Raw genomic sequence first — 23,174 nt, forward strand, 5'->3', positions numbered from 1 at the left:
ACCCACCGTACCCGAGCAGCGGATCAGTCGAGGTCGATGCGGTGGTTCTCGCCCGAGGAGGGGCCCTCGTCCCCGCCGGTGCGGGGGGCCGGGGGCTCGCCGCGCGTCCAGCGGGCCTCCTGGCGGTGGACGGCCGCGCGGTAGGCGGCCAGCAGCTCGGAGCCGGCGCCGGCGAGGTGGTCGAAGACCTCCGGGTTGCGCTCGATGACCGGCTCGACGACGGAGCGGGCGCGGTCGACGAAGTGCCGCACCGCGACCTGGGCGGTGGGGCCGCCCAGGGGCAGCTGGATGGCGGCGACCTTCTCGGCCACCGCATCGACGAGTCTGCGCAGCTCCTCGGCCGCGCTGCCGGGCTCCTGCGGGCCGCCGCGCCCGTGGCGGGCCCGCTCGGCGGCGAGGTCCTCGGCGCAGGCCCGCTCCCAGGCGTCGGGGTCGGGCTCCCGGCCGGGGCCGGGGCGCTCGGTGGGATCGCTCATGACGGACTCCTGCACGCGGTATTTCCTTCGACGTTACCCGACCGACGCCCGGGCGTTCAGGACGTCCTCGGCCAGAGATCGGGATCGGGCACGAAGCGTACGCACAGCTCGCCGTCGCGCAGCGCGGCGCCCGAGACGCTGCACCGGCGCAGGGCGGAGGGCAGCGGCAGCACGCGGCGGAACGGGCCGACGGTCAGGACGAGTTCGTCGCCGCGCCGCACCAGGTCCAGCTCCTCGCGGCGGGCGCCGGGCAGGGGCAGGTGCCAGGTGAGCATCCCGTCGGTGGCCAGGCGGTCCGCCACCCGCCAGGGGTCGGCGCTCTCGCGGCCGTCCGGCGGCAGGGTGGCGCGGGCGGCGAGCAGGGCCAGGTCCTGCGCCCCGCGCGGGGAGCGCCCGAGGTGGGGCAGCTCGCGGACGGTGACGCCGTCGGCGAGGAACTCCGCGCACAGCTCCTTGTGGGCGCCCTGCTGCTCGGCGGCCAGGCCCGCGAGCCAGGGGTCGGCGGAGCCGTCCGGCAGCAGGCGGTTGGCCACCAGGGAGTCGATCCGGCAGCCGTGCAGGGCCAGGCCGGCCCGGGCGGTGCGCAGCGCCTCGGTGGCCACGGCGCCGGGTTCGGCGACGAGCCGTACGGTCGTGTCCGGCGCCTCGATCACCTGCCGTACGGCGGCGAGCTCCTGCTGCCACTGGGCGGCGGTCTCGTACAGCCGCTGGGCGGGCATGGGCACGCGGGCCAGCTGGGCGAGGACGGGGCGCAGGGCGCGGGCGGCCTGGCGCTCGGGGGGCAGCAGGCGCTCGAGGTAGCGGCCGAGCTGCTCGGGCAGGGCGAGCAGGGCGACGGCCTCGTGGACGGGCGGCATGTCGACGACGAGCGTCTGCCACCGATCAGCGTCGGCGTGCGCGGCCCGCAGGGCGGCCAGCAGCGACAGCTGGCCGGCGCCGGGCAGTTCGGTGAGCTCCTCGGGGTCGAGGGGGCTGGCGCCCAGCAGGTCGAACACGGAGGCGCCGCGCTGCTGCAGGTCGCCGGCGAGGGTACGGAAGTGCTCGCCGGGGGCGATGCGGGCGGCCCACAGGCCGGGGGCGGCCTCGGTGGGCGGGGCCCACGGCGCACGGCCCCGGGCCCCGCTCTCGGGGGTCAGCGGCGTGCCGAGGACGGCGTCCGGGGTGGGTCCCCGGTCGCTGGTGAGCAGCAGCACGCGGCGTCCGGTGCGGGCGGCGGCCAGTGCGGTGGCCGCCGCCACGGTGGTGCGGCCCGCGCCTCCGGGACCGGTGACGAGGACCGTGCGCACGGTGGAGCCTTCCGGTGGTTCGGTTCGGTGCGTCGAGGTGACGGCGTTACGAGGCCGTGCCGGTCTCGACGCGCTTCTTCAGGCCGTCCAGGGCGCGGTCGATGATGACCTTCTCCGCCTTGCGCTTGATCATGCCGAGCATGGGGATCTTGACGTCGACGGTGAGGGTGTAGGTCACCTTGGTGTGCTTGCCGCCCGCGGCGGGCTCCAGGCTGTAGGAGCCGTCGAGCTGGCGCAGCATCTGCGACTTCACCAGGGACCACTGGACGACATGGGGGCTCGGCCAGCTGTAGGCCAGGGTGTGGTCGTCCTTGATGGCGCCGGCGTCCAGGACCAGGCGCACCTTGGCGGCGCGGCCCTGCTCGTCCCGCTCGAGCACCTCGGCCTGCTTGACCTCGCCCGTCCACTGCGGGTAGCGGTCGAAGTCGGCGATGACCGACATGACCTCGGCGGGGGTCGCCTCGATCGTGATATCCGAGCTGGTGTGTTCCGCCATCTGCGTGGCTCCTCCGTACCGGTGCGCGGCGTCGGCTTGCCGGATGGGATTCCCGGCGATCGTTGTCTGCCGGTGAAGGCTACCTCCCGCTGCGCGTCACCACTCCAGCACCCACGGTGTGCTCGTGGACGCGAAGTGGCCGACATTGACGCACTCGGTCGCGCCCACGCGCATGCGCCGGGCGAGCGGCTGGTGGACGTGACCGAAGAGGGCGTAGCGAGGGCGCACGGCGCGGATGGTCTCCAGCAGGGCGGCGCTGCCGCGCTCGAAGCGGCGGGCGACGGTGTCGTAGCACAGCTCCGGCACGTCGGGCGGGATGTGCGAGCACAGCACGTCGACCTCGCCGAGGGCGGCGAGCTTGGCGGCGTAGGTCTCCTCGTCGATCTCGTAGGGGGTGCGCATGGGCGAGGGCAGGCCGCCGCCGACGAAGCCGAAGACCAGCCCGCCGATCTCCACGCGCTCGCCGTCGAGCACGGTGGTGCCGGGGCGGGCGTACTCGGGCCACAGGGGCGGCACGTCGACGTTGCCGTAGGTGGCGTAGGTGGGGGTGGGGAAGGCGGCGAACAGCTGCGCGTACTGCTTGCGCACGGCCTGCTCGACGACGGCCGCGCGGTCGCCGCCCACCGCGGCCCACAGGCCGCGGGAGAGGGCGCGGGCCTCCTCGAAGCGGCGGGCGGTGCGCAGCTCGACGATGCGGTCGGCGGCCTCGACGCCGAACAGTTCGGGGAAGATGCCGCGCGAGTGGTCGGCGTAGTCGAGGAAGAGGACGAGATCGCCGAGGCAGATCAGGGCGTCCGCGCCGTCGCCGGCGCGCGCCAGCCCCTCGGCGTTCCCGTGCACGTCGCTGACCACATGGACTCGCATGCCGCTCACCCTAGGGCGCGGGCGGCTGCCACAGGAAGGGCCCCGACCTGCGGTTACTTCCCGGTTACCCGGCGGAGGGGCTAGGGTGCGGGGAGCGGTCCGGTGGCATGTGACGCACGGAACATCTGGGCGTGACCCTCTATTCGAAAGACGTACTGGTGGGTAACGTCCGGGCAGTCCACGCTGTCCAACACCCCCCTGCCTGATCAATGGACCGCAGCCGACGCAGCGCCCCTCGACGACGCGGCGGCGCCGGCGCCCGACGAGGAGCAGCAGTCTTGCGCGAGTTCAGCCTTCCGGCCCTGTACGAGGTCCCCGCCGACGGCAACCTGACGGATCTCATCCGCCGGAACGCCTCCGTGCACCCCGATGTCGCGGTCGTGGGACGCAAGGTCGGCAGCCGCTGGGAGGACGTCACCGCCGCCGCCTTCCTCGCCGAGGTGCGCTCCGCCGCCAAGGGCCTGATGGCCTCCGGCATCAAGCCCGGCGACCGCATCGGCCTGCTCTCGCGCACCCGCTACGAGTGGGCCCTGCTGGACTTCGCCATCTGGAGCGCCGGCGCGGTCACCGTCCCGGTCTACGAGACCAGCTCCCCCGAGCAGATCCAGTGGATCCTCGGCGACTCCGGCGCCGTGGCCTGCCTGGTGGAGACCGAGGCCCACGAGGAGGCCGTCGACTCGGTGCGCGACCGGCTGCCCGACCTCGCCCACGTGTGGCGGATCGAGGGCGGCGGCGCGATCGAGAAGCTGCGCGACGCCGGCGCGGGCATCGGCGACGAGGAGGTCGACGAGCGCAGCGCGCTGGCCACCGCCGACTCCCCGGCCACCATCGTCTACACCTCCGGCACCACCGGCCGCCCCAAGGGCTGCGTGCTCAGCCACCGGGCCTTCTTCGCCGAGTGCGGCAACGCCGTCGAGCGGCTCAAGCCGCTGTTCGACACCGGCGAGTCCTCCGTCCTGCTCTTCCTGCCCGCGGCGCACGTCTTCGGCCGGCTGGTCGAGGTCGCCTCCGTCCTCGCGCCCATCAAGCTCGGCCTCGTCAGCGACATCCGCAACCTCACCGAGGACCTGCAGGGCTTCCGCCCCACCCTCGTGCTCGGCGTGCCCCGGGTCTTCGAGAAGGTCTACAACGGTGCCCGCGCCAAGGCCCAGGCCGACGGCAAGGGGGCGATCTTCGACAGGGCCGCCGAGACCGCCATCGCCTACAGCCGCGCCCTGGACACCCCGGCCGGCCCCTCCTTCGGGCTGCGGATCAAGCACAAGGTCTTCGACAAGCTCGTCTACTCCAAGCTGCGCGCGGTCCTCGGCGGCCGCGCCACGCACGCCATCTCCGGCGGCGCCCCCCTCGGCGAGCGGCTCGGCCACTTCTACCGCGGCATCGGCTTCACCGTGCTGGAGGGCTACGGCCTGACCGAGTCCTGCGCGGCCACCGCCTTCAACCCCTGGGACAAGCCCCGCATCGGCACCGTCGGCCAGCCCCTGCCCGGCTCGGTGATCCGCATCGCCGACGACGGCGAGGTGCTGCTGCACGGCGAGCACCTGTTCACCGGCTACTGGAACAACGAGACGGCCACCGCCGACGCGATGAGCGACGGCTGGTTCCACACCGGCGACCTCGGCACCCTCGACGAGGACGGCTTCCTGCGCATCACCGGCCGCAAGAAGGAGATCATCGTCACCGCCGGCGGCAAGAACGTGGCCCCCGCGGTCATCGAGGACCGCATCCGGGCCCACGCGCTCGTCGCCGAATGCATGGTCGTCGGCGACGGCCGCCCCTTCGTCGGCGCCCTCGTCACCCTCGACGAGGACTTCCTGCCCCGCTGGCTGGAACGCCACGGCAAGCCGGCCGGCCTGACCCCGGCCGAACTCGCCGACGACCCCGAGCTGCTGGCGGACGTGCAGAAGGCGGTGGACGACGGCAACGCGGCCGTCTCCAAGGCGGAGTCGGTGCGCAAGTTCCGTATCCTGCCGGGGCAGTTCACGGAGGAATCCGGCCATGTGACGCCGTCGCTGAAGCTCAAGCGCAACGTCGTGGCGAAGGACTTCGCGGACGAGATCGAGGCCATCTACCACGGGTAGCCCCGGGGCCCCGGGCCCCCCGGGAGATCCCTACAGCAGCTCCTTCAGGCGCTCCGCCAGAAGGTCCCAGCGCCAGCGTTCCTCGACCCACTCGCGACCCCGGCGGCCCATGCGCTCGCGCAGCCCGGGGTCGCGCAGCAGGGTGACGATGCGCTCCGCCGCCTGTGCGGCGCAGCCGCCGCGCACCACGTAGCCCGTCTCGCCCTCCAGGACGGCGTCCGGGGCGCCGCCCGAGTCGCCCGCCACCACCGGCAGGCCCGTCGCCGACGCCTCCAGGTAGACGATGCCCAGGCCCTCGACGTCCAGCCCGCCCCGGCGCGTACGGCAGGGCATCGCGAAGACGTCGCCGGCGCCGTAGTGGGCCGGCAGCTCCTCCCACGGCACGGCGCCCGTGAAGCGGACCGCGTCCGCCACGCCCCGCTCGACGGCCAGCTTGCGCAGGTCCCCCTCGTACGGGCCGCCGCCGACGATCAGCAGCACCGTGTCCGGCACCGCCGCCAGGATCCGCGGCATCGCCTCGATCAGGGTGTCCTGTCCCTTGCGCGGCACCAGCCGCGAGACGCACACGACCACCGGCCGGTTCGCGAGGCCGAGCCGGGCGCGGACCTCGGCGCCGCCCGAGGCGGGGTGGAAGGTCTTCTCGTCCACGCCCGGCGGCAGTTGCACCATGCGGGCCGCGGCCTCGTCCGTCAGGGCGGCGGCGATGCGCGAGCGCGTGTACTCGCCCAGGTAGGTCAGGGTGTCGGTGCCCTCGCCGATCCGCCGCAGCAGCTGCCGGGAGCCCGGCAGCTGCGCCCAGCCCGCCTCGTGCCCGTGCGTGGTGCCCACGATCCGCCGCGCGCCCGCGCGGCGCAGGGCCGGGGCCATCAGCCCCAGCGGGGCCGCGGCCCCGAACCACACGGAGCTGCAGCCGTGTTCCCGCAGCAGCTCGCACGCGCGCCGGGTCACCCTCGGCGTCGGCAGCAGCATCGTGGTGCGGTCCCGGACCACGGCGAACGGCTGCTCCGCGTCGAACCGGGCCGTGGCCGCGCGGCCCTCGTGGCCGTGCTTCCAGGTCGAGGCGTAGACGACGATGCCCGCCGGGTCCAGGCGCAGCGCCATGTTGTGCAGGAACGCCTGGATGCCGCCGGGACGTGGCGGGAAGTCGTTGGTGACGATCAGGGTCTTGTGCCGGGTCGTGTGCATCGCCGCCGACAGTACCGGGTGCATTGGGGGGTGAACCGCGCCACGTCCCGCCACGTCGTCGCGCGGTGGCGCCCCGGAACGGCATCATTCCCTTCAGTGACGGTGCGACGGAGGTGAGTGATGGTGGCGGGCACTGGTCTGCGACTCTCGATCGTGGTGTGGGCCGTCACCCGGGCCGTACTGCTGATGTGCGTCTTCCGCGTCTGGGACATGCCCGGCTCGGACGTCTCCGTCGACATCGAGGTGATCTACCAGGGCTGGTACGGGGTGCTGAGCACCGGCATCTACCCGTACGACGACGTCACCTGGCAGTACCCGCCCGCCGCCGCGCTCGCGGTCCTCTCCCCCGCCCTGCTGCCGTTCCTCGGCTACGCGCCCGCCTTCTTCACCGTCTGTCTCGCCGCGGACGCGGCCATCATGGGCATGCTGCTGTACGCGGCCCGCGGCGGCGGGCGCAGCCCGCTGGGCGTGTGGGTGTGGGTCGCCGGAGTGCCGCTGCTGGGGCCCATCGTCTACGCCCGCTACGACGTGATGGTCACCGCCGTCGCGGTGGCGGCCCTGTTCGCCTCCCGCCGCCGCACCCGGCTGGCGGGGGCGCTCACCGGGTTCGGGGCGCTGCTGAAGGTCTGGCCCGTCCTGCTGCTCGTCGGCACCCCGCGCGGCCGCCGCACCCGCTCCACGTGGGGCGCCGCCCTGCTGACGGTCGCGGTGCTCACCATGCTGTTCACCGCCGCGATGCCCGGGGCCCTGGCCTTCCTCACCTTCCAGCGCGACCGGGGCACGGAGGTCGAGTCGCTGGGCTCGCTGGTCTTCCACCTGGCGCGGCACTTCGGCTGGCACGGCAAGGCCCGGCTGAACTACGGCTCGGTGGAGTTCCTGGGCCGGCACGTGCACGCGGTGAGCGCACTGGCCCTGCTGCTGAGCGTGCTGGCCTTCGCCTGGCTGCTGATGTGGCGGGTACGGGCCCGCCGCTTCACCGCGACGACGCCGTACGACGCGGCGTTCGCGGCGGTGCTGCTGTTCACGACGACGAGCCGGGTGATCAGCCCCCAGTACATGGTGTGGCTCATCGGGCTGGCCGCGGTGTGCGTGACGATGCGCACCCCGCGGCAGCAGCTGCCGGTGCTGCTGGTGCTCCTTGCGGCGCCGCTGACGCAACTGGAGTTCCCCATCTGGTTCTCGCACGTCGTCGCCAGCGACAAGCTGGGGGTGGCGACGCTGACCCTGCGCAACGCGCTGCTGGTGACGGCGACGGTCATCTCCTGCCGCCGGCTGTGGCGCGAGACCGTGCTCCCACGGGGGGCGGCGGGCACGCAGGAGCCGGACCCGCCCCGCGAGTCGGCACTGGTGGGTCACTGACCCTTCGGGGCTCCGCCCCTCCGCCGGTTTGTGGGCAGGCGTTCCGCAGGGCGGAACGGGTGGGCGCAAACCGGCCACCGGGCCGCACCGGTCAGAACGCCTCCGCCACGTACTCGCGCCACTGGGCCGTGAAGGCGGCCTCGCTCACGCCGAGCGTCCCCCAAAAGCCCCCGCGCCCGGCGGCGCGGTACGCGGCCACCAACCGCTCCTCGCCCCACCGCTCCGCGATGAGGCGGCACGCCAGCCAGCCCCCCTCGTACGCGCGCGCCAAGCGCCCCGCATCGCCCGCGAAGGCGAAGTCGGCGTCCGGCGGCAGCCGGTCGGGGGCCTCGCCCCGGGCGACGGCGCCGGCGAGTTCGGGGGCGACCTGGCGCGGCGTGCGGCCCGCACCCCGGTAGGCGACCCAGTCGGCGAAGCCTTCGGACAGCCACATCGGTGTCGAGCGGGTCGTTGCCTCGCGCGTGGCCGCGTGGGTGGTCTCGTGGGTGAGCACGATCCGCCGTCCGAAGTCGCCGAGTTCGGCGTAGGCCTCGGGGTTGACGACGATGCGGTCCTCGGTGGTGACGGCGGCGATGCCGCGGTATTTGGAAGGCGGGGAGTCGAGGAGGGCGGCCATGCGGTCGAGGGTGGCGGGGAGTTCGACGACGACGCGCCGGGGCCAGGGGCCGGGCCATGCGGCGGTGACGGCGGGTACGGCCCGGTCGGCGAGGTCGGCGAGGTCCTGGAGCCGGCCGCGGTCCTGGTCGACGCCGAGGACGAGGGTGCTGGCGCCGTGCACGGCGGTGAGGGTGCCTTGTTCCCACAGCTGGTTGCCGGCGCGGGTGGCGTCCTGTCCGGTGACGTACCAGCGTTCGCCGTGCCGTGCGACGGTCAGCCGGACCGGCACCGTGGCGGTGGTGCCGCCGTAGCCGGCGATGCGGTAGCGCAGCTGGGCGTCGGCGGTGGTGCCCTTGAGGCTTTTGAGCCGGTATTCCCAGGTGGCGAGGGGAAGCGCGGCGAGGTTGGCGTAGACGCGGCGGCGGTCGGCGCGGTAGCGGTCGGCGGCGGGGTCGACGGCGTCGAGGTAGGCGTTCTCGTTCTTGTCGCGGACGGCGGCGGCCCAGCGTTCGAGCAGCCGGCGCACGCCTTGGGTGCCGCTTTCGTGGGGTGGGGTGGTGCAGCCCGCGAGGACGAGCAGGGCTGCGGCGGCGGCTCCGTACGCCGCGCGCCGTCGTTTCCCTCCGCCACCGCCTGTCACGCCCGCATCGTACGGGCAGGGGTGGCGCGGCCGGTTCAGGGGCGGGTGACGGAGGAGATCGGCATCATGTCGGCGCGGTCGTAGCGCACGCGGGCGCCGGGGTAGGGGGCGTGGACGACCTGGCCGCCTCCGACGTACATGCCGACGTGGCTGGCGTCGTCGCGGTAGATGACGAGGTCTCCGGGGCGGGCCTCGGAGAGGGAGACGTGGCGTCCGGCGTGCCGCTGGGCCTGGGAGGTGCGGGGCAGGCCGACGCCGGCGCGGCCGTAGGCCCATTGCATGAGGCCGGAGCAGTCGAAGGCGGTGGGTCCGTTGGCGCCCCAGGCGTAGGGCAGGCCGACGGCCTGGCGCACGGCCATGGCGGCCAGGGCGCCGCGGCCGGAGCCGCCGAGGGAGGAGAGGTCGGGCAGGGCGGGTGCGGCGGCGTGCAGGGGGCCGGCGGGGCGTTCCTCGGAGCGGGAGGAGCGGGCGTACTGGGCGCGCTCGGCGTCGGGGAGGGTGTTGAGGAGCCGGCGGGCGGCGGAGAGGCGGGATTCGACCTCGCGTTTGTGGGCGTCGACGGCCCGGCGGGTGTCCTCGAGTTCGGCGAGGGTGCGGGCGGCTTCCTGGCGCTGCTGGCGCAGGGTGCGCTGGGCGGCGAGGAGGGCGTGGAGTTGTTCGGCCTGGCGTCCGGTGACCCGGTCGAGGGTGCTGGCCTTGTCGAGGTAGCCGTCGGGGTCGGAGGAGAGCAGCAGTTCGAGGGCGGGGTCGACGGCGCCGCTGCGGTACTGGGCGGTGGCCATCATGCCGAGGGTGCCGCGCATGCGGTTGACCTGTTCCTGGCCGCGGGCGACGCGGTCGGTGGCCCGTTCGACCTGTTGGCGCAGGGCGTCGGCGCGTTCGCCGGCGGCGTTGAACTTCTCCGTGGCCCGCTCGGCCTGCTCGTAGAGCCGGTCGAGCTGGGCGCGCACCGTTCCGGTGGGCTTGACGTCCTCGGTGCCGTCGCCGGGGGTGGCGGTGGCCGGGGCCGCCGAGAGGGCGGCCGCGGCGGTGGCCACGGCGGCGGAGAGCACGGAGACCCGCATGCCCGGGACGAGGCCGGAGGGAGCGATACGGCGATGGGACGCCACGGGGCGGCGCACTCCTTCCTGACGTGCGGCCCCTGCCGCCCGGTGACGGGCGGACGACGGCCGGGCGCCGCGCGGCAGACAGTAGCGGCGCGCTCACCCCGTGTTCAAAGACCTTCGCCCGCGAAGGCTCGTGCGAGATGCCGGCGCCCCGCCCAAGGTGCAGGTCACCGGCGGGGCGTGCGGTCAGTTGCCGTAGTGGTCATTCCCTCGAAAGGGCGGCATGGCGCGCTGGCGCGCCCGGTGGCGGCCCGTCAGCCGATGCGCACGCCGAACTGGAAGGGCATGTTGCTCATGGCCTCGTAGCGCACGCTGGCGCCCGGCTTGGGGGCGTGCAGGGTCATGCCGTTGCCCGCGTAGAGGCCGACGTGGTGCAGGTCGCCGTAGAAGAGCACCAGGTCGCCGGGCTTGAGCTGGCTCTGGTCGTAGATGCGGGTGCCGTCGTTGGCCTGTTCCTGCGAGGTGCGGCTGATGTCGACGCCGGCCTGGGCGTACGCCCATGAGGTCAGGCCGGAGCAGTCGAAGGAGCTGGGGCCGGTGGCGCCCCAGACGTAGGGGGAGCCGACCTTGCCGTCGGCGGCGGCGAGGGCGGCGGCGCCGCGGCCGGAGCCGGCGGGGATGTTGGGCCGGCTCGCGGAGCGGCCGGCGCGGGCGCCGTCGGTGGAGTGGCCGTCCTTGCCCTGGGTGCTGCCGCCGTTCTCGCCGGTGATCTCGGCGCGTTCCTTGGCGGAGAGGGAGTTGAGCTGTTCCTGGGCGGCGGCGAGCTTGCCCTGGATGTCCTTCTTGTTCTCGCTGAGCGCCTTGCGGGTGGATTCGAGGTCGGCGAGCTTGCCGGTGGCCTCGGCGCGCTGCTGGCTCAGGCTGCGCTGCTTGGCGGCTATCTGGCGCAGCGTCTCGGCCTGCTTCGCGGTGAGCTGGCCGAGGGTGGAGGCGTCGCGCAGGTAGCTCTCGGGGTCGGAGGAGAGCAGCAGTTGCAGGGCGGGGTCGAGGGAGCCGGTGCGGTACTGGGCGGTGGCCATGGCGCCGATGCCGGCGCGGAGCTTGTTGAGCTCCTCCTGGCCGCGGGCCACCTTGTCCTGGAGGTCGCCGACCTCCTTCTCCAGCTTCTCCTGCTTCTCCTTGGCCCCGTTGAACTTCTCGGTGGCCTGCTCCGCCTCTTCGTAGAGCTTGTCGACCTTGGCCTTGGCATCCGAGGTGGAGGGCGCATCGGCGTGGGCCGCCTGCGCGGAGAGGGCGACGGCCGCTGCGGCGGTCGCGGTCAGCACGCCGGCACGGGCGCGGCTCGGCTGCTTGGGACGACGGTGGGACGCCACGGAGTCGAGCTCCTTCATCTGCCTCGGCCGCCGGCGGTGCCGCGCGGTCGCGCGCGCACGGCGGGACCTTCACCACCATCCCGAATGAATGATCGCCGAGTGAAGGTTCGAGGCCCGACCCTAGTGAGCGGAATGTGATCCTTTCAAATTCTCAAGCGAAAAAATTCCGTCAGAACCCCATCCTTTACCTGCCGGACACGTTCCGTAGCCGACGGGCGACGATCAGGGACGGGCAAGTCGCTTGAGCAGCAGGGCCGATGAGACCGGCCGGGCGCCCGCCTTGGCCACGCCGTCGGCCACCTCGCGGTCGGTGGAGACCACCACCACCGGCCGGCCGGGCGGTTCGGCCCGCACCAGCTGGCGGATCAGCTCGTCCGCCGTCACCCCGGGCTTGCTGAAGAGCACCCGCACCCCGCGCGGCGGCGCGAGCAGCACCGGGGCCGCCAGCTCCGCACCGTCGAAGACGCAGGTCACCTCGGCGCCGGTGCGGGCGGCCAGCATGGCCAGGCCGCCCAGCAGCCGCAGCCGCTGCTTGTCCAGCGGCATGGTGGGATAGCCGGTCTTGGTCACGTTGTAGCCGTCGACGACCAGGTGGGTCTGAGGCAGCGCCAGCAGCTGGTCGAGGAGGGCCGGATCGGTCTCCGACAGGGCGCGGGTGGCGATGTCCTTGGGCGACATGGTGCCCGGGCGCATCGCGTCGACGGTGTCCGCGGGGCGTACGGAGACGGGGGGCAGCGCCAGTTCGCGGCGCAGGCCCTGGGCGGCGTCCAGCACGGAGTCCAGCAGCAGGCGCAGCCGCATGTCCTCCACGCTGCGGCCCTCGCGGGCCGCCCGGCGGCTGGCCTCCAGGGCCGCCTCGGCCTCGGCCAGCCGGGCCTTGACGCGGCGCGTCTCGCCCTGGGCCGCCGCCTTGTCGGTGGCGGCCTCGGCGCGCACGGCCTCCAGCTCCTCGTGGGCCTTGCGCAGGGCCGCCTCGCCGCGCCGCACGTCGCTGTCGGCGCTGCGCAGCTTGCGGCGCAGCGTCTCGGCCTCCTTGCGGGCCGCGTCCAGCTCGGCGCGCGCCCGCTCGGCCTCGGTGCGGGCCTCGGCCCGTACGGTCGCGAGCTCCTCGCGCAGGCGCTGCAGCTCGCGCTGCGCCTCCTCGCCGGCGCGCTCGGCGCCGGCCCGGGCGGCCTCCTCGCCGGCGGCGGTGACCAGCTTGACCCAGCCGGGCGGGCGCAGCACGAAGGCCATGGCCGCCACGTCCTCGGGGTCGGCGGCGGCGGGCGGGGCGCCGGATTCCAGGGCCTCGGCGAGTTCGGAGCCGCTCTCGCGCAGCTTGGCGGCGATGCGCTGGCGGAAGGCGGCGTCGCCCTCCACGGCGGCGGCCATGGCGTTGCCGGCGAACTTCGCGCGCCGGCTCGGGGTGAACCGGGCGTACTGCCGCAGCTGTGCGGGCAGTTCCGCGACCGTCAGCTGACCGAAGGCATCGGCGACGAGCCCGATGACGCGCCGCCTGATGCCCTCGGGCAGGGGGCGGTCGAGCACCTCCAGGACACCGTCGTCGGCGCCGCCGGCGTCACCGGCCGCCTCCACGCCGTCCCTGTGCTCCACCACCGCTTCACCGCTCCCGTTCCTCAGGCCGTCGCACCCGGCCGCTCCACCAGCTCGATCATGGTCTCGTCCGTCCTCGTCGAGTGCTCTTCGTAACCCTACGGCCTGCGGGCCGCCGGACACGGTGGTGCGGGCCCATGGCCGCCTCCCGGCGAGGCGCTTGGTGCCGGTTGCGCCCGGTACGACATGATCTGGTCATGATCGCAGCGGCCGCGCCCGGGAAGGCGGGCACCCCCTGGGTGACCTGGACGCTCCTGACCGTGTGCGGGGTGGTCTTCCTCGCCGGCCCCGCCTCCGGCCTCAGTCCCTCCTACGGCAGCGGCACCGCCCTGCTGACCGCGCAGACCGAGTACTTCCAGCGCTGGGGGGTGGTGCCGGCGGAGCTGTGGCACGGTTCCCCCACGCATCTGATCACCCCGCTCACCGCGCTGTTCGTGCACGGCAACTGGCTGCACCTGCTGGGCAACATGCTCTTCCTCTACGTCTTCGGTGCCATGACCGAGGCGCACCTGGGACACGCCGCCTTCGCCCTGTGCTACCTCGTCACCGGCTATCTGGCCCTGCTCGGTTACGCGGTCGTGCACGCCGGCTCCGACCGCACGCTGGTGGGGGCGTCCGGCGCCATCTCCGGTGTGCTCGGCGCTTTCCTCTATCTCTTCCCCAGGGCCCGGGTGACCAGCCTCTTCCCGTTCCTCTTCTTCCTGCCTCTGCGCTTTCCCGCCTGGGTCGTGCTGCTGTTCTGGTTCGCCCTGCAGTGGCTGGCGGCGGGCACGGAGGCCGGGCGGCCGGGCGTTGCCTACCTCGCCCACGTGCTGGGATTCGCACTCGGATTCGGCTACGCCTGGGTGCACCCGACGCCTGCGGTTAGAGTGAGGGCCGCAGCCGGGGCCACCGAAACCGGGTCCACCGAAGGAGACAGAACGACGTGATCACCTCGATCGTGCTCATCAAGACCGACGTGGACCGCATCCCCGAGATCGCCGAGTCGATCGCCGCGCTGGACGGCGTGAGCGAGGTCTACTCGGTCACCGGCGCCTACGACCTGATCGCGATCGTGCGGGTGGCCCGGCACGACGACCTGGCGGACGTCATCCCGGGCCGGATCAGCAAGGTCGCCGGCGTCACCTCGACGGAGACGCACATCGCCTTTCGCACCTACTCCCAGCACGACCTGGAAGCGGCCTTCGCCATCGGCCTGGACAACTGACGCCTCACGCCGCCCGCTGCGCCGGCACGCAGCGGCCGCCCTCCGTGCGGTAGAGCCACCTGGCGCCGTGTGCGACCAGTTCGCGCACCGCCCTGACGAACCGCTCCACGTGCTCGTCGGGCGTACCGGCGCCGAAGCTGATGCGTACGGCGCTGTGCGCACGGCCCTCGCCCGGCGCACCGCACTCCCCCGCCTCCTCCTGCCCGGTGCCCAGCAGCGTGCGCACCAGCGGGTGGGCGCAGAAGAGCCCGTCGCGGACCCCGATGCCGTACTCGGCGGACAGCGCGGCGGCCAGGTGCGAGCTGTTCCAGCCCTCCACGACGAAGGAGAGCACGCCCACGCGCGGGGCGTCGGGGCCGAACAGCGACAGCACCCGTACGCCCGGCACCTCGGCGAGGCCCTCGCGCACCCGGGCCACCAGCTGCCGCTCGCGCGCGACGAGGCCCTCGAAACCCGCCTCGGTCAGCGCCCGGCAGGCGGAGGCGATGGCATAGGCGCCGATGACGTTGGGCGAACCGGCCTCGTGCCGGGCGGTGGTGGTGTGCCACTCGGTCTCCAGGCGGCCGTCGGGGAGCCGGGTGACCCGGCGGCTGGCGCCGCCGCCGGCCAGGTACGGCTCGGCCTCGCGCAGCCAGTCGGGGCGGCCGGCCAGCACCCCGGAGCCGAAGGGTGCATAGAGCTTGTGGCCGGAGAAGGCCACCCAGTCGACGTCGAGGTCCCGGACGTCCACGGGGTGGTGCGGGGCGAGTTGGGCGGCGTCCAGCACGATGCGCGCGCCGTGGGCGTGCGCCGCGGCCGCCAACTCCCGTACGGGCCACAACTCCCCGGTGACGTTGGAGGCGCCGGTGACGCAGACCAGCGCGGGCCCGTGGGGCTCGCGGTCCGCCAGCGCCCGCTCCAGGGTCGCGACCGCCTCGGCGGGGGTGCGGGGTGCGGGCAGGCAGGTGACGCGGCCCTCGCCCCAGGGCAGCAGCGCGGCGTGGTGCTCGGTCTCGAAGACGAACACCCGGCAGCCGGCGGGCAGGACGGTCGCGAGCAGGTTGAGGGAGTCGGTGGTGGAGCGGGTGAAGACGACCTGGTCGTCCTCGCGGCAGCCGAGGAAGCGGGCGACGGTGGCCCGGCTGTTCTCGAAGAGGTCGGTGGACAGCTGCGAGAGGTAGCCGGCGCCGCGGTGCACGCTGCCGTAGTACGGCGCGTAGGCGGCGACGTCGTCCCACACGCGGCGCAGGGCCGGGGCGCTGGCGGCGTAGTCGAGGGCCGCGTACGTCACCTCGCCCCCGGTGACGAGCGGTACGCGGATGTCGCCGCCCAGAACGGGCAGCGGGGGACGAACCGGACTCTCGGTGGCGACGGTGGCGGCAGGCATGGCGAACTCCCGTACGTGAACAGGCGAGCAGAGGAAGAGGGGTACGCGGAGAAGGGGCTCTTCGAGCCCTAGCGCATTCGCTGCATCACGGAAGGATCTCCCTCGACGACCAGGATCCCTGGCGAGGGATCCGCGCTTGCCGCAGACGTCCTGCCTGCGGCCCGGTCATCACCCGGGGCACCCCGCCACGGAAGGAGGGTTGCCGGACAGCAGGCCGGGGCCGAAACGCTGTCACTCGTGACCTGGCCAGGAGTATGGCATACGTGATCGCCCCGCGGAACCGTCGTTCCACGGGGCGAGACACCACCGGCCGGAAAGGGGTCAGGCGTTGCTGGCCGCCACCCACTTCTCCAGCGTGCGCAGGGCGGCACCGGAGTCGATGGACTCGGCCGCCCGCGCCATGGCGGCACGGATCTGCTCGGGCAACGGCGCGTCGGTGGGCGCCAGGGCCACCAGCGCCGCCGCGGAGTTGAGCAGCACCGCCTCCCGTACGGGGCCGGTCTCGCCGGCGAGCAGGCGGCGGGCGACGTCGGCGTTGTACGAGGCGTCGGCGCCGCGCAGCGCCTCCACCGGCACGATGTCGAGGCCCACCTCGCGGGGGTCGAACGCCTCCTCGCGCACCCGGCCGTCGCGCACGACCCACACCCGCGAGGTGGCGGTGGTGGTCAGCTCGTCCAGCCCGTCGTCGCCGCGGAAGACCAGGGCCGTCGAGCCGCGCTCGGCCAGCACCCCGGCGAGCACCGGCGCGATACGGGCGTCGGCGACGCCGGTGGCCTGGGCGCGCACCCGGGCGGGGTTGGTCAGCGGGCCCAGCGCGTTGAAGGTCGTCCGGATGCCCAGTTCGCGGCGGGCCGGGGCGACGTGCCGCAGGGAGGGGTGGAACTTGACGGCGTTGCAGAAGGTGATGCCGGCCTCCTCGGCGACCTCCACCACCCGCCGGGGCGTCAGCTCCAGGTTGACGCCCAGCTTCTCCAGGACGTCGGAGGAACCGCTGGCGGAGGAGGCGGCGCGGTTGCCGTGCTTGACGACCTTGGTGCCGGTACCCGCCACGACGATCGAGGACATCGTGGAGATGTTGACGGTCTTGGCCCCGTCGCCGCCGGTGCCCACGATGTCCACGCTGGGCCCGGGCACCTCGATGAGGTTCGCGTGCCGGTACATGGCGCGGACCAGGCCGGAGATCTCGGCGACGGTCTCGCCCTTGGCCCGCAGGGCCACGGCGAAGCCGGCGATCTGGGCGTCGCTGGCCGCCCCGCGCATGATCCGGTCCATGGCCCAGGCCGTGTCGTCGGCACTGAGGTCCACTCCGCGCAGCAGGGCCTCCAGGATGCCCGGCCAGGACGGGGCCACCGAGCGCTCGCCGCCAGATGGGGTCGCAACGTTCATGGTCCACACTCCTGGAGTGGTCTGGGGCGGGGCGCTCCGCATGGCCCCGTCTGGCGTCCAGCCTATCGACCGGCCCCGGACGGCGAAGAGCCCCGTCCAAGCGCTGGACGGGGCTCCTGCCGTGGCGATCAGTCGTCAGTGATCAGCTGCGGGGATCAGTGGTGGCCGTGACCGCTGGTGATCTCCCGGTACTCCTCCGCGGTGGGCTTGGGGATCTGGGTCCCCTCGCCGTAGAAGCCCTTGGAGAGCTTCACGCGGAGCTTCTGGCCGGCACCGACCTTGCGGGCGACACCGTTCTCGTCCACCGCCGGCTCCAGCTCGAGCGGCTTGGGCTGCTCGTGCGAGGTCAGGGTGTGCAGCTGCTCCTGCGAGAGCGGCTCGTGGACCTCGATGAACTCACCGTGCGGCAGGCGCTTGATGATGCCGGTCTCGCGACCGTGCAGCACCTTGTCCTTGTCGCGACGCTGCAGGCCGAGGCAGATGCGGCGGGTGGCGATGAACGTCAGGACCGGCACCACGAAGAAGCCGACGCGGACGAACCAGGTGATGGCGTTGATCGACAGGTGGAAGTGGGTGGCCCACAGGTCGTTGCCACCACCGACCAGCAGCACGAAGTACCAGCTGATCCACGCGGCGCCGAACGCGGTGCGCGTCGGGGCGTTGCGCGGGCGGTCCAGCAGGTGGTGCTCCCGCTTGTCGCCGGTGACCCAGGACTCGATGAACGGGTAGACGGCGATGGCCGCCAGCACCGTCGGGAAGATCACCAGCGGGATGAACACGCCCAGGACGAACGTGTGGCCCCAGACGTTGATCTCCCAGCCCGGCATCACACGGATGAGGCCCTCGGAGAAGCCCATGTACCAGTCGGGCTGGGCGCCGGTGGAGACCTGGTCCGGCCGGTAGGGGCCCATCGCCCAGATCGGGTTGATGGTCGCGATGGCGGCGATGGCCGCGATCACACCGAAGACCAGGAAGAAGAAGCCACCGGCCTTGGCCATGTAGACCGGCAGCAGCGGCATGCCGACCACGTTCTCGTTCTTCCGGCCGGGACCGGGGAACTGCGTGTGCTTGTGGTAGAAGACCAGGATCAGGTGCGCCACCAGCAGGCCGAGCATGATGCCCGGCAGCAGCAGGACGTGGATCGAGAAGAACCGCGGCACGAAGTCCGAGCCGGGGAACTCGCCGCCGTACAGGAACATCGAGATGTACGTGCCGACGACCGGCACGGACAGGATGGCGCCCTCCATGAAGCGGACACCGGTGCCCGACAGCAGGTCGTCCGGCAGCGAGTAACCGGTGAAGCCGGTGAACATGCCGAGGACGAACAGCAGGAAGCCGAACAGCCAGTTGACCTCACGCGGCTTGCGGAACGCACCGGTGAAGAAGACGCGCATCATGTGCACGAACATGCCGGCGAGGAAGATCAGCGCCGCCCAGTGGTGGATCTGCCGGATGAGCAGACCACCGCGCACGTCGAAGCTGATGTCCAGGGTCGACTTGAACGCCTCGGACATCTGGACGCCCTGCAGCGGCTCGTAGGAGCCGTGGTAGACGACCTCGTTCATGCTGGGGTGGAAGAAGAGCGTCAGGTAGACGCCCGTCATGATGATGATGACGAAGCTGTAGAGGCAGACTTCGCCCAGCATGAAGGACCAGTGGTCCGGGAAGATCTTCCGCATGTTGACCTTGGCCAGGCTGTAGATGCCCAGCCGGCCGTCGGCCCAGTCGGCGACCCGCTCGCCCGCGGGTGCCTTGCGGCGATTGTCGGTAGCGGTTGCAGTGCTCATCCGCGCTCCCAGAAGGCAGGACCGACGGGCTCGGCGAAGTCGCCCATGGCCTCGAGGTAGCCCTTGTCATTGACCTTGATCCGCAGCTGCGGAAGGGCGTGGCCGGCCGGGCCGAAGATCACGCGACCGCCGTCGGACAGGTCGAAGGTGGACTGGTGGCACGGGCACAGCACGTGGTGGGTCTGCTGCTCGTAGAGGCTGATCGGGCAGCCGACGTGCGTGCAGATCTTGGAGAAGGCCACGATGCCGTCGGCCGACCAGTCGAGCTCGCGCTTGTCCTTGATGTTCTCCGGACGCAGCCGAACGATCATCAGGGCCGCCTTGGCGATCTCCTGCTGGAAGTCGTGGTCCTCCTCCTTCATGCCCTCGGGCATGGCGAAGGTCAGGGAGCCGACCTGGATGTCCTCGGGGCGCAGCGGCTGCATCGTGTTCTGGTTGATGAGCATCTTGCCCGCGGACCAGGCGGTCTTGCGCAGCTTGGTGCCGGGCAGCGGACCGAGGTCGCGCAGCAGCACCACGCCGGAGAGCGGCACCAGGGCCAGCGCGCCGAACATGGTGTTGCGCAGCAGCTTGCGGCGGCCGAAGCCGGACTCCTCGGCGCCCTGCTTGAAGTCGGCCAGCACCTTGGCCTTGACCTCCGGGGAGGCCTCGATCGGGTGCCGGTCGTCGGCGTACTCGACGTCCGACATCAGGGTGCGGGCCCAGTGGACCGCGCCCGCGCCGATGCAGAACAGCGCCACGCCCAGGGTCAGGCCCAGCGCGAAGTTCAGCGCGCTGATGTGCCCGAGCGGGAAGACGTAGATGCTCTTGTCGACCGGGAGGGTCACGTAGGAGGCGATGAAGCCGACCGTGGCCAGCATCGACAGCAGGAACAGGAAGGCGACCACGCGCTCGGAGCGCTGGGCTGCCCGCTCGTCGATGTCCTGCTTACGGGGCTCGTGCGGCGGCAGCCCCGGGTCGGCGAACGGGTCGCCGGCGGTGGCTACGGCACCTTCGTGCGCGCCCTGCGCGCTCGGCAGGGTCTCTTCTGGAATGTCTTGGCTACTCATGACTTCTTGGCCTTGGCGGTGTGGGCGGCGACCCAGATGGCGACGGCGACCAACGCGCCCAGACCGAAGATCCACGCGAACAGACCCTCGCTGACCGGGCCGAGACCGCCCAGTTCGAGGCCGCCCGGGTTCTTGGTCTTGTCGCTGTTGACCGTGTCGAGGTACGCGATGATGTCCTTCTTGTTCTTCTCGGACATCGTCGTGTCGGGGAAGGAAGGCATGTTCTGCGGGCCGGTCTGCATGGCCTCGTAGATGTGCTTCGGGTTGACGCCCTCGAGCGACGGGGCGTACTTGCCGTTCGAGAGCGCGCCGCCCTTGCCGGTGAAGTTGTGGCACTGGGCGCAGTTCGTACGGAAGAGCTCCCCGCCCTTGGCGATGTCGGCGCCGTCGGGGCTGTACTGGCTCTTGGTCGGAGCGACCGGGCCCGCGCCGAGGGAGGCGATGTACGCGGCGAGCTGGTCGATCTCGGCCTGCGAGTAGACCACCTTCTTGCGGGGCGCCTGGGCGCCCTGCTGCTGCAGCGGCATGCGGCCGGTGGCGACCTGGAAGTCCACGGCGGCGGAGCCCACGCCGATCAGGCTCGGCCCGTCGGAGGTGCCCTGACCGCCGGTGCCGTGGCAGCTGGCGCAGCCCACGGAGTAGAGCTTCTTGCCCTCCTCGATGGCGAGGGACTGGGCGCTGTCATCGGCCTTGGCCGACTCGGCCGGCGCGAACGCGGCGTACAGCCCCCCGGTTACCGCCAGCGCGAAGAGTAGGACGACGACCGCCGCCAGCGGATGGCGTCGTCGTGCGGAGAGCTTTTTCACGGATTACCCCGGTGTCAGGATCTTCTGCGTCGATGCTGGACTGATGGTCCGGTGCGGGACGGGACCGATTACTTGATCAAGTAGATCGTGGCGAAGAGGCCGATCCAGACCACGTCGACGAAGTGCCAGTAGTAGGACACGACGATGGCCGCCGTCGCCTGGTGGTGGGTGAACCTCTTGGCCGCGTACGTCCTGCCCAGGACCAGCAGGAAGGCGATGAGACCGCCCGTCACGTGCAGGCCGTGGAAGCCGGTCGTCAGGTAGAACACCGAGCCGTACGGGTCGGAGGACAGGGACAGGCCCTCGTCCTTGACCAGGCTCGTGTACTCGTACACCTGACCGCCGATGAAGATGGCACCCATCACGAACGTGACGATGAACCAGGTGCGCAGCTTCTTGACGTCACCGCGCTCGGCCGCGAACACGCCGAGCTGACAGGTGAGCGAGGAGAGCACCAGGATCGTCGTGTTGGTCGCCGAGAACGGAAGGTTCAGGGCCGAGGCCATTTCCTTCCAGTGGTCGGCACCCGTCACCGATCGCAGGGTGAAGTACATCGCGAAGAGGGCCGCGAAGAACATCAGCTCGGAACTCAGCCAGATGATGGTTCCGACGCTGGTGAGGTTCGGTCGGTTGACCGAGGGGTGCGCGTGCCCGGTATCTACTGCTGTTGCTGTCGCCACGACCGACATTATGTCGGTCGCTTATCTCGCGCTCACTCCGGGGGGTGCCGTTCGGTGTGTCAAGACGCTGTGCGCTGCTCGTACGGCCCATCACGGCCCCCGCGCGGAGTAGCATCCGCGCTGAGCCGTCCGTTCATGAGCGTCACTCCCACGACCTGGAGGAACGATGCAGCCGACCGCAACGGTGCTGGTGTACAGCGATGACGCGCACACGCGCGAACAGGTGCGGCTGGCGGGCGGCAGGCGCCCGGCCACCGGTCTTCCCGAGGTGGAGTACCTGGAGTGCGCCACGTTGCCGGCGGTGCTGCGGACCCTGGAGGAACGCCGGGTGGACGTGTGCGTGCTGGACGGCGAGACGGCCCCTGCGGGCGGCATGGGGGTGTGCCGGCAGCTGAAGGACGAGGTCTTCCGCTGCCCGCCGGTGCTGCTGCTGATCGGCCGGCCGCAGGATGCCTGGCTGGCCTCCTGGAGCAGGGCGGAGGCCGTTGTCACCCATCCGGTGGATCCGGTGGCGTTCGCCGAGGCGCTGGCGGAGCTGCTGCGCCAGCGGCTGTCCGTCGAGGCCTGAGGGGCCCCGCCGTCACACCTGGGGCCGCAGCCGGGCGGTGTCGGCCGGACCGGTGCCCTCGCGCTTGCCGGCCACCAGGGCGCTGCCCTCGCGCCACTGCTTCCAGGACATGTTCCAGTCGCCGAAGCCGTTGTCGAAGGGCGTCATGGTGGCCCCGGCGCTGCCGACGACCTTGACGATGTCGCCCACGCGCACGTTGTCGAAGAACCACTTGGCGTTGGCGGTGCTCATGCCGGTGCACCCGTGGCTGACGTTGTCCCAGCCCTGGGAGCCCTCGGACCAGGGGGCGGCGTGCACGTACTCGCCGCTCCAGGTGACCCGGGTGGCCCAGTAGACCGGCAGGTCGTAGGCGTCGGAGCTGCCCTCGGAGATGCCGATGCTGGTGCCGCGCATGCGCACGAAGGACTCCTGGCCGAGGACGACCTTGATGCCGTTGCGGGTGGCGTAGCCGGGCTTGCCGGTGGTCACCGGGATGGAGCGGATCTCCTGGCCGTTCTTCAGCACCGTCATGTAGTGGGCGCTGGCGTCCGTGACGGCCTCCACCCGGTCGCCTGTGGTCAGGTGGACGCCCTGCACCGGCCCGCCGTACAGCCCGCCGCCGACCTTGATGCCCTCCAGGGCGGCCCGGACGTCGATGGTGGCGTGCGCAGGCCAGTACTCCTGGGGGCGGTAGTGCAGGGTGCGGTTGTCCACCCAGTGCCAGGCGCCCTCCACCGGAGGGTCGGACTCCACCCGCAGGGTGCGCTCGACCACGGCCCGGGCGGCCGGGTCGGAGACCGGCTCGCTCAGCTCGGCGGTGATGGGCTGTCCGACGCCGTAGGTGCCGCTCTGCGGGCCGAAGGCGAGGCGCAGCACCCGCTTGGCCCGGCTGGTCTCGTAGTCGATCGTGCGGCGCCCCTGGGCGCCGTCCTCGTCCTCCGTGCTGATGCGCACGGTGTAGTGGGCGCCGGCGGACAGGGCGCCGGTGCTGTGCCAGCGCGAGCCGTCGGGCGCGAGCTCGCCCTTGACGTAGCGTCCGGCGGCGTCGGTGACGGTGACGTCGGTGATGCGGTCGCCGCCGGTGGCCTCCACCTCCAGCGGCTTGGCCGGGTCGGCCTGCCGGGTCTCCCCCGCGCCGGCGACACCCACCTGGTCCGAGGCGTCGTACGGCCGGTCGGCCAGTGGGTTGCCCGATCCGCAGCCGGTGAGCCCCGGAACCGCGCAGGCCAGCAGCAGGGCGCCGGCCACTGCCGTGCGGCCGCGCGCCGGACGGCGGCGAGGTGAGTGATTCATGGTCATACCGTAGGAAAAACGGCCGCGCGCGGCGCTCGCTGCGCCTGCAAACGGGTGCCG

21 protein-coding genes and 1 riboswitch are annotated in these 23,174 nt (G+C 72.4%); of the genes, 5 read left to right on the forward strand and 16 right to left on the reverse strand.

Features of this window, described 5'->3' with window-relative positions; all coding sequences use genetic code 11:
• Positions 1-23 precede the first annotated feature (23 nt).
• The 4 genes from AC27L3_RS25055 to AC27L3_RS25070 all read right to left on the reverse strand — a co-directional run bounded on the left by AC27L3_RS25055 (position 24) and on the right by AC27L3_RS25070 (position 3,122).
• Positions 24-476: a DUF5304 domain-containing protein gene (locus AC27L3_RS25055; RefSeq protein WP_487236310.1), complete on the reverse strand. Its 453-nt coding sequence runs from the start codon at positions 474-476 to the stop codon at positions 24-26.
• A 56-nt stretch (positions 477-532) separates the two neighbouring features.
• Positions 533-1,762 (reverse strand): ArsA family ATPase, encoded by a 1,230-nt coding sequence (locus tag AC27L3_RS25060; protein WP_487236311.1) that lies wholly within the window; start codon positions 1,760-1,762, stop codon positions 533-535.
• A gap of 46 nt (positions 1,763-1,808) precedes the next feature.
• Entirely contained in the window at positions 1,809-2,258 is a 450-nt protein-coding gene (locus AC27L3_RS25065) for an SRPBCC family protein (protein WP_487236312.1), read from the reverse strand.
• A gap of 96 nt (positions 2,259-2,354) precedes the next feature.
• Positions 2,355-3,122 carry a metallophosphoesterase family protein gene (locus AC27L3_RS25070; RefSeq protein ID WP_487236313.1) on the reverse strand — a complete coding sequence of 256 codons (768 nt, stop codon included), beginning with the start codon at positions 3,120-3,122 and terminating at the stop codon, positions 2,355-2,357.
• 278 nt (positions 3,123-3,400) lie between these two features.
• On the opposite strand from AC27L3_RS25070, the gene AC27L3_RS25075 reads away from it, so the two are divergent.
• On the forward strand, positions 3,401-5,200 hold the full coding sequence (locus AC27L3_RS25075) for an AMP-dependent synthetase/ligase (RefSeq protein WP_487236314.1): 1,800 nt from the start codon (positions 3,401-3,403) through the stop codon (positions 5,198-5,200).
• A 30-nt stretch (positions 5,201-5,230) separates the two neighbouring features.
• Here AC27L3_RS25075 and AC27L3_RS25080 read toward each other — a convergent pair whose 3' ends face one another.
• Positions 5,231-6,385 carry a glycosyltransferase family 4 protein gene (locus AC27L3_RS25080; protein WP_487236315.1) on the reverse strand — a complete coding sequence of 385 codons (1,155 nt, stop codon included), beginning with the start codon at positions 6,383-6,385 and terminating at the stop codon, positions 5,231-5,233.
• Positions 6,386-6,505: 120 nt separating this feature from the next.
• Between AC27L3_RS25080 and AC27L3_RS25085 the strand changes: the two genes are divergently transcribed.
• The gene (locus AC27L3_RS25085) at positions 6,506-7,744 is read left to right on the forward strand and encodes a glycosyltransferase 87 family protein (RefSeq protein WP_487236316.1); all 1,239 of its coding nucleotides are present in this window, start codon (positions 6,506-6,508) and stop codon (positions 7,742-7,744) included.
• Between the two features lie 91 nt (positions 7,745-7,835).
• Here the strand turns inward: AC27L3_RS25085 and AC27L3_RS25090 are convergent, their stop codons facing one another.
• The 4 genes from AC27L3_RS25090 to AC27L3_RS25105 form a co-directional block, all read right to left on the reverse strand.
• Positions 7,836-8,981: a hypothetical protein gene (locus AC27L3_RS25090; RefSeq protein ID WP_487236317.1), complete on the reverse strand. Its 1,146-nt coding sequence runs from the start codon at positions 8,979-8,981 to the stop codon at positions 7,836-7,838.
• Between the two features lie 35 nt (positions 8,982-9,016).
• Positions 9,017-10,090 (reverse strand): C40 family peptidase, encoded by a 1,074-nt coding sequence (locus tag AC27L3_RS25095; protein ID WP_487236318.1) that lies wholly within the window; start codon positions 10,088-10,090, stop codon positions 9,017-9,019.
• A 251-nt stretch (positions 10,091-10,341) separates the two neighbouring features.
• Positions 10,342-11,400 carry a C40 family peptidase gene (locus AC27L3_RS25100; RefSeq protein WP_487236319.1) on the reverse strand — a complete coding sequence of 353 codons (1,059 nt, stop codon included), beginning with the start codon at positions 11,398-11,400 and terminating at the stop codon, positions 10,342-10,344.
• A gap of 222 nt (positions 11,401-11,622) precedes the next feature.
• Entirely contained in the window at positions 11,623-12,975 is a 1,353-nt protein-coding gene (locus AC27L3_RS25105; RefSeq protein WP_487236363.1) for an NYN domain-containing protein, read from the reverse strand.
• Positions 12,976-13,190: 215 nt separating this feature from the next.
• Between AC27L3_RS25105 and AC27L3_RS25110 the strand changes: the two genes are divergently transcribed.
• Positions 13,191-13,922, forward strand: a complete 732-nt coding sequence (locus tag AC27L3_RS25110; RefSeq protein ID WP_487236320.1) for a rhomboid family intramembrane serine protease — start codon at positions 13,191-13,193, stop codon at positions 13,920-13,922.
• Positions 13,919-14,200, forward strand: a complete 282-nt coding sequence (locus AC27L3_RS25115) for an Lrp/AsnC ligand binding domain-containing protein (RefSeq protein ID WP_487236321.1) — start codon at positions 13,919-13,921, stop codon at positions 14,198-14,200. Before AC27L3_RS25110 ends, AC27L3_RS25115 begins: the two co-directional genes overlap by 4 nt.
• 4 nt (positions 14,201-14,204) lie before the next feature.
• On the opposite strand, the gene AC27L3_RS25120 is transcribed toward AC27L3_RS25115, so the two are convergent.
• The 6 genes from AC27L3_RS25120 to ctaE form a co-directional block, all read right to left on the reverse strand.
• A complete protein-coding gene (locus AC27L3_RS25120) occupies positions 14,205-15,566 on the reverse strand; it encodes an aminotransferase class V-fold PLP-dependent enzyme (RefSeq protein ID WP_487236322.1) in 1,362 nt (453 codons plus the stop codon).
• 127 nt (positions 15,567-15,693) lie between these two features.
• Positions 15,694-15,809, reverse strand: a riboswitch (SAM riboswitch).
• Between the two features lie 78 nt (positions 15,810-15,887).
• Positions 15,888-16,952, reverse strand: coding sequence for an anthranilate phosphoribosyltransferase (gene trpD / locus AC27L3_RS25125; RefSeq protein WP_487236323.1), 1,065 nt, complete (start codon positions 16,950-16,952; stop codon positions 15,888-15,890).
• A 155-nt stretch (positions 16,953-17,107) separates the two neighbouring features.
• The gene (gene qcrB / locus AC27L3_RS25130) at positions 17,108-18,739 is read right to left on the reverse strand and encodes a cytochrome bc1 complex cytochrome b subunit (RefSeq protein WP_487236324.1); all 1,632 of its coding nucleotides are present in this window, start codon (positions 18,737-18,739) and stop codon (positions 17,108-17,110) included.
• A complete protein-coding gene (gene qcrA / locus AC27L3_RS25135; RefSeq protein WP_344439382.1) occupies positions 18,736-19,788 on the reverse strand; it encodes a cytochrome bc1 complex Rieske iron-sulfur subunit in 1,053 nt (350 codons plus the stop codon). Before qcrA ends, qcrB begins: the two co-directional genes overlap by 4 nt.
• A complete protein-coding gene (gene qcrC / locus AC27L3_RS25140) occupies positions 19,785-20,594 on the reverse strand; it encodes a cytochrome bc1 complex diheme cytochrome c subunit (RefSeq protein WP_487236325.1) in 810 nt (269 codons plus the stop codon). The genes qcrA and qcrC overlap by 4 nt, the downstream gene beginning before the upstream one ends.
• Before the next feature lie 68 nt (positions 20,595-20,662).
• A complete protein-coding gene (gene ctaE / locus AC27L3_RS25145) occupies positions 20,663-21,283 on the reverse strand; it encodes an aa3-type cytochrome oxidase subunit III (protein WP_344439385.1) in 621 nt (206 codons plus the stop codon).
• A gap of 157 nt (positions 21,284-21,440) precedes the next feature.
• Here ctaE and AC27L3_RS25150 point away from each other — a divergent pair, with 157 nt between their 5' ends.
• Positions 21,441-21,842, forward strand: coding sequence for a hypothetical protein (locus AC27L3_RS25150; RefSeq protein WP_487236326.1), 402 nt, complete (start codon positions 21,441-21,443; stop codon positions 21,840-21,842).
• 12 nt (positions 21,843-21,854) lie between these two features.
• Here AC27L3_RS25150 and AC27L3_RS25155 read toward each other — a convergent pair whose 3' ends face one another.
• Positions 21,855-23,114, reverse strand: a complete 1,260-nt coding sequence (locus tag AC27L3_RS25155; protein ID WP_487236327.1) for a L,D-transpeptidase — start codon at positions 23,112-23,114, stop codon at positions 21,855-21,857.
• Positions 23,115-23,174: the final 60 nt, after the last annotated feature.

The sequence above is a fragment of the Streptomyces sp. PKA51 genome (genome assembly GCF_057552455.1).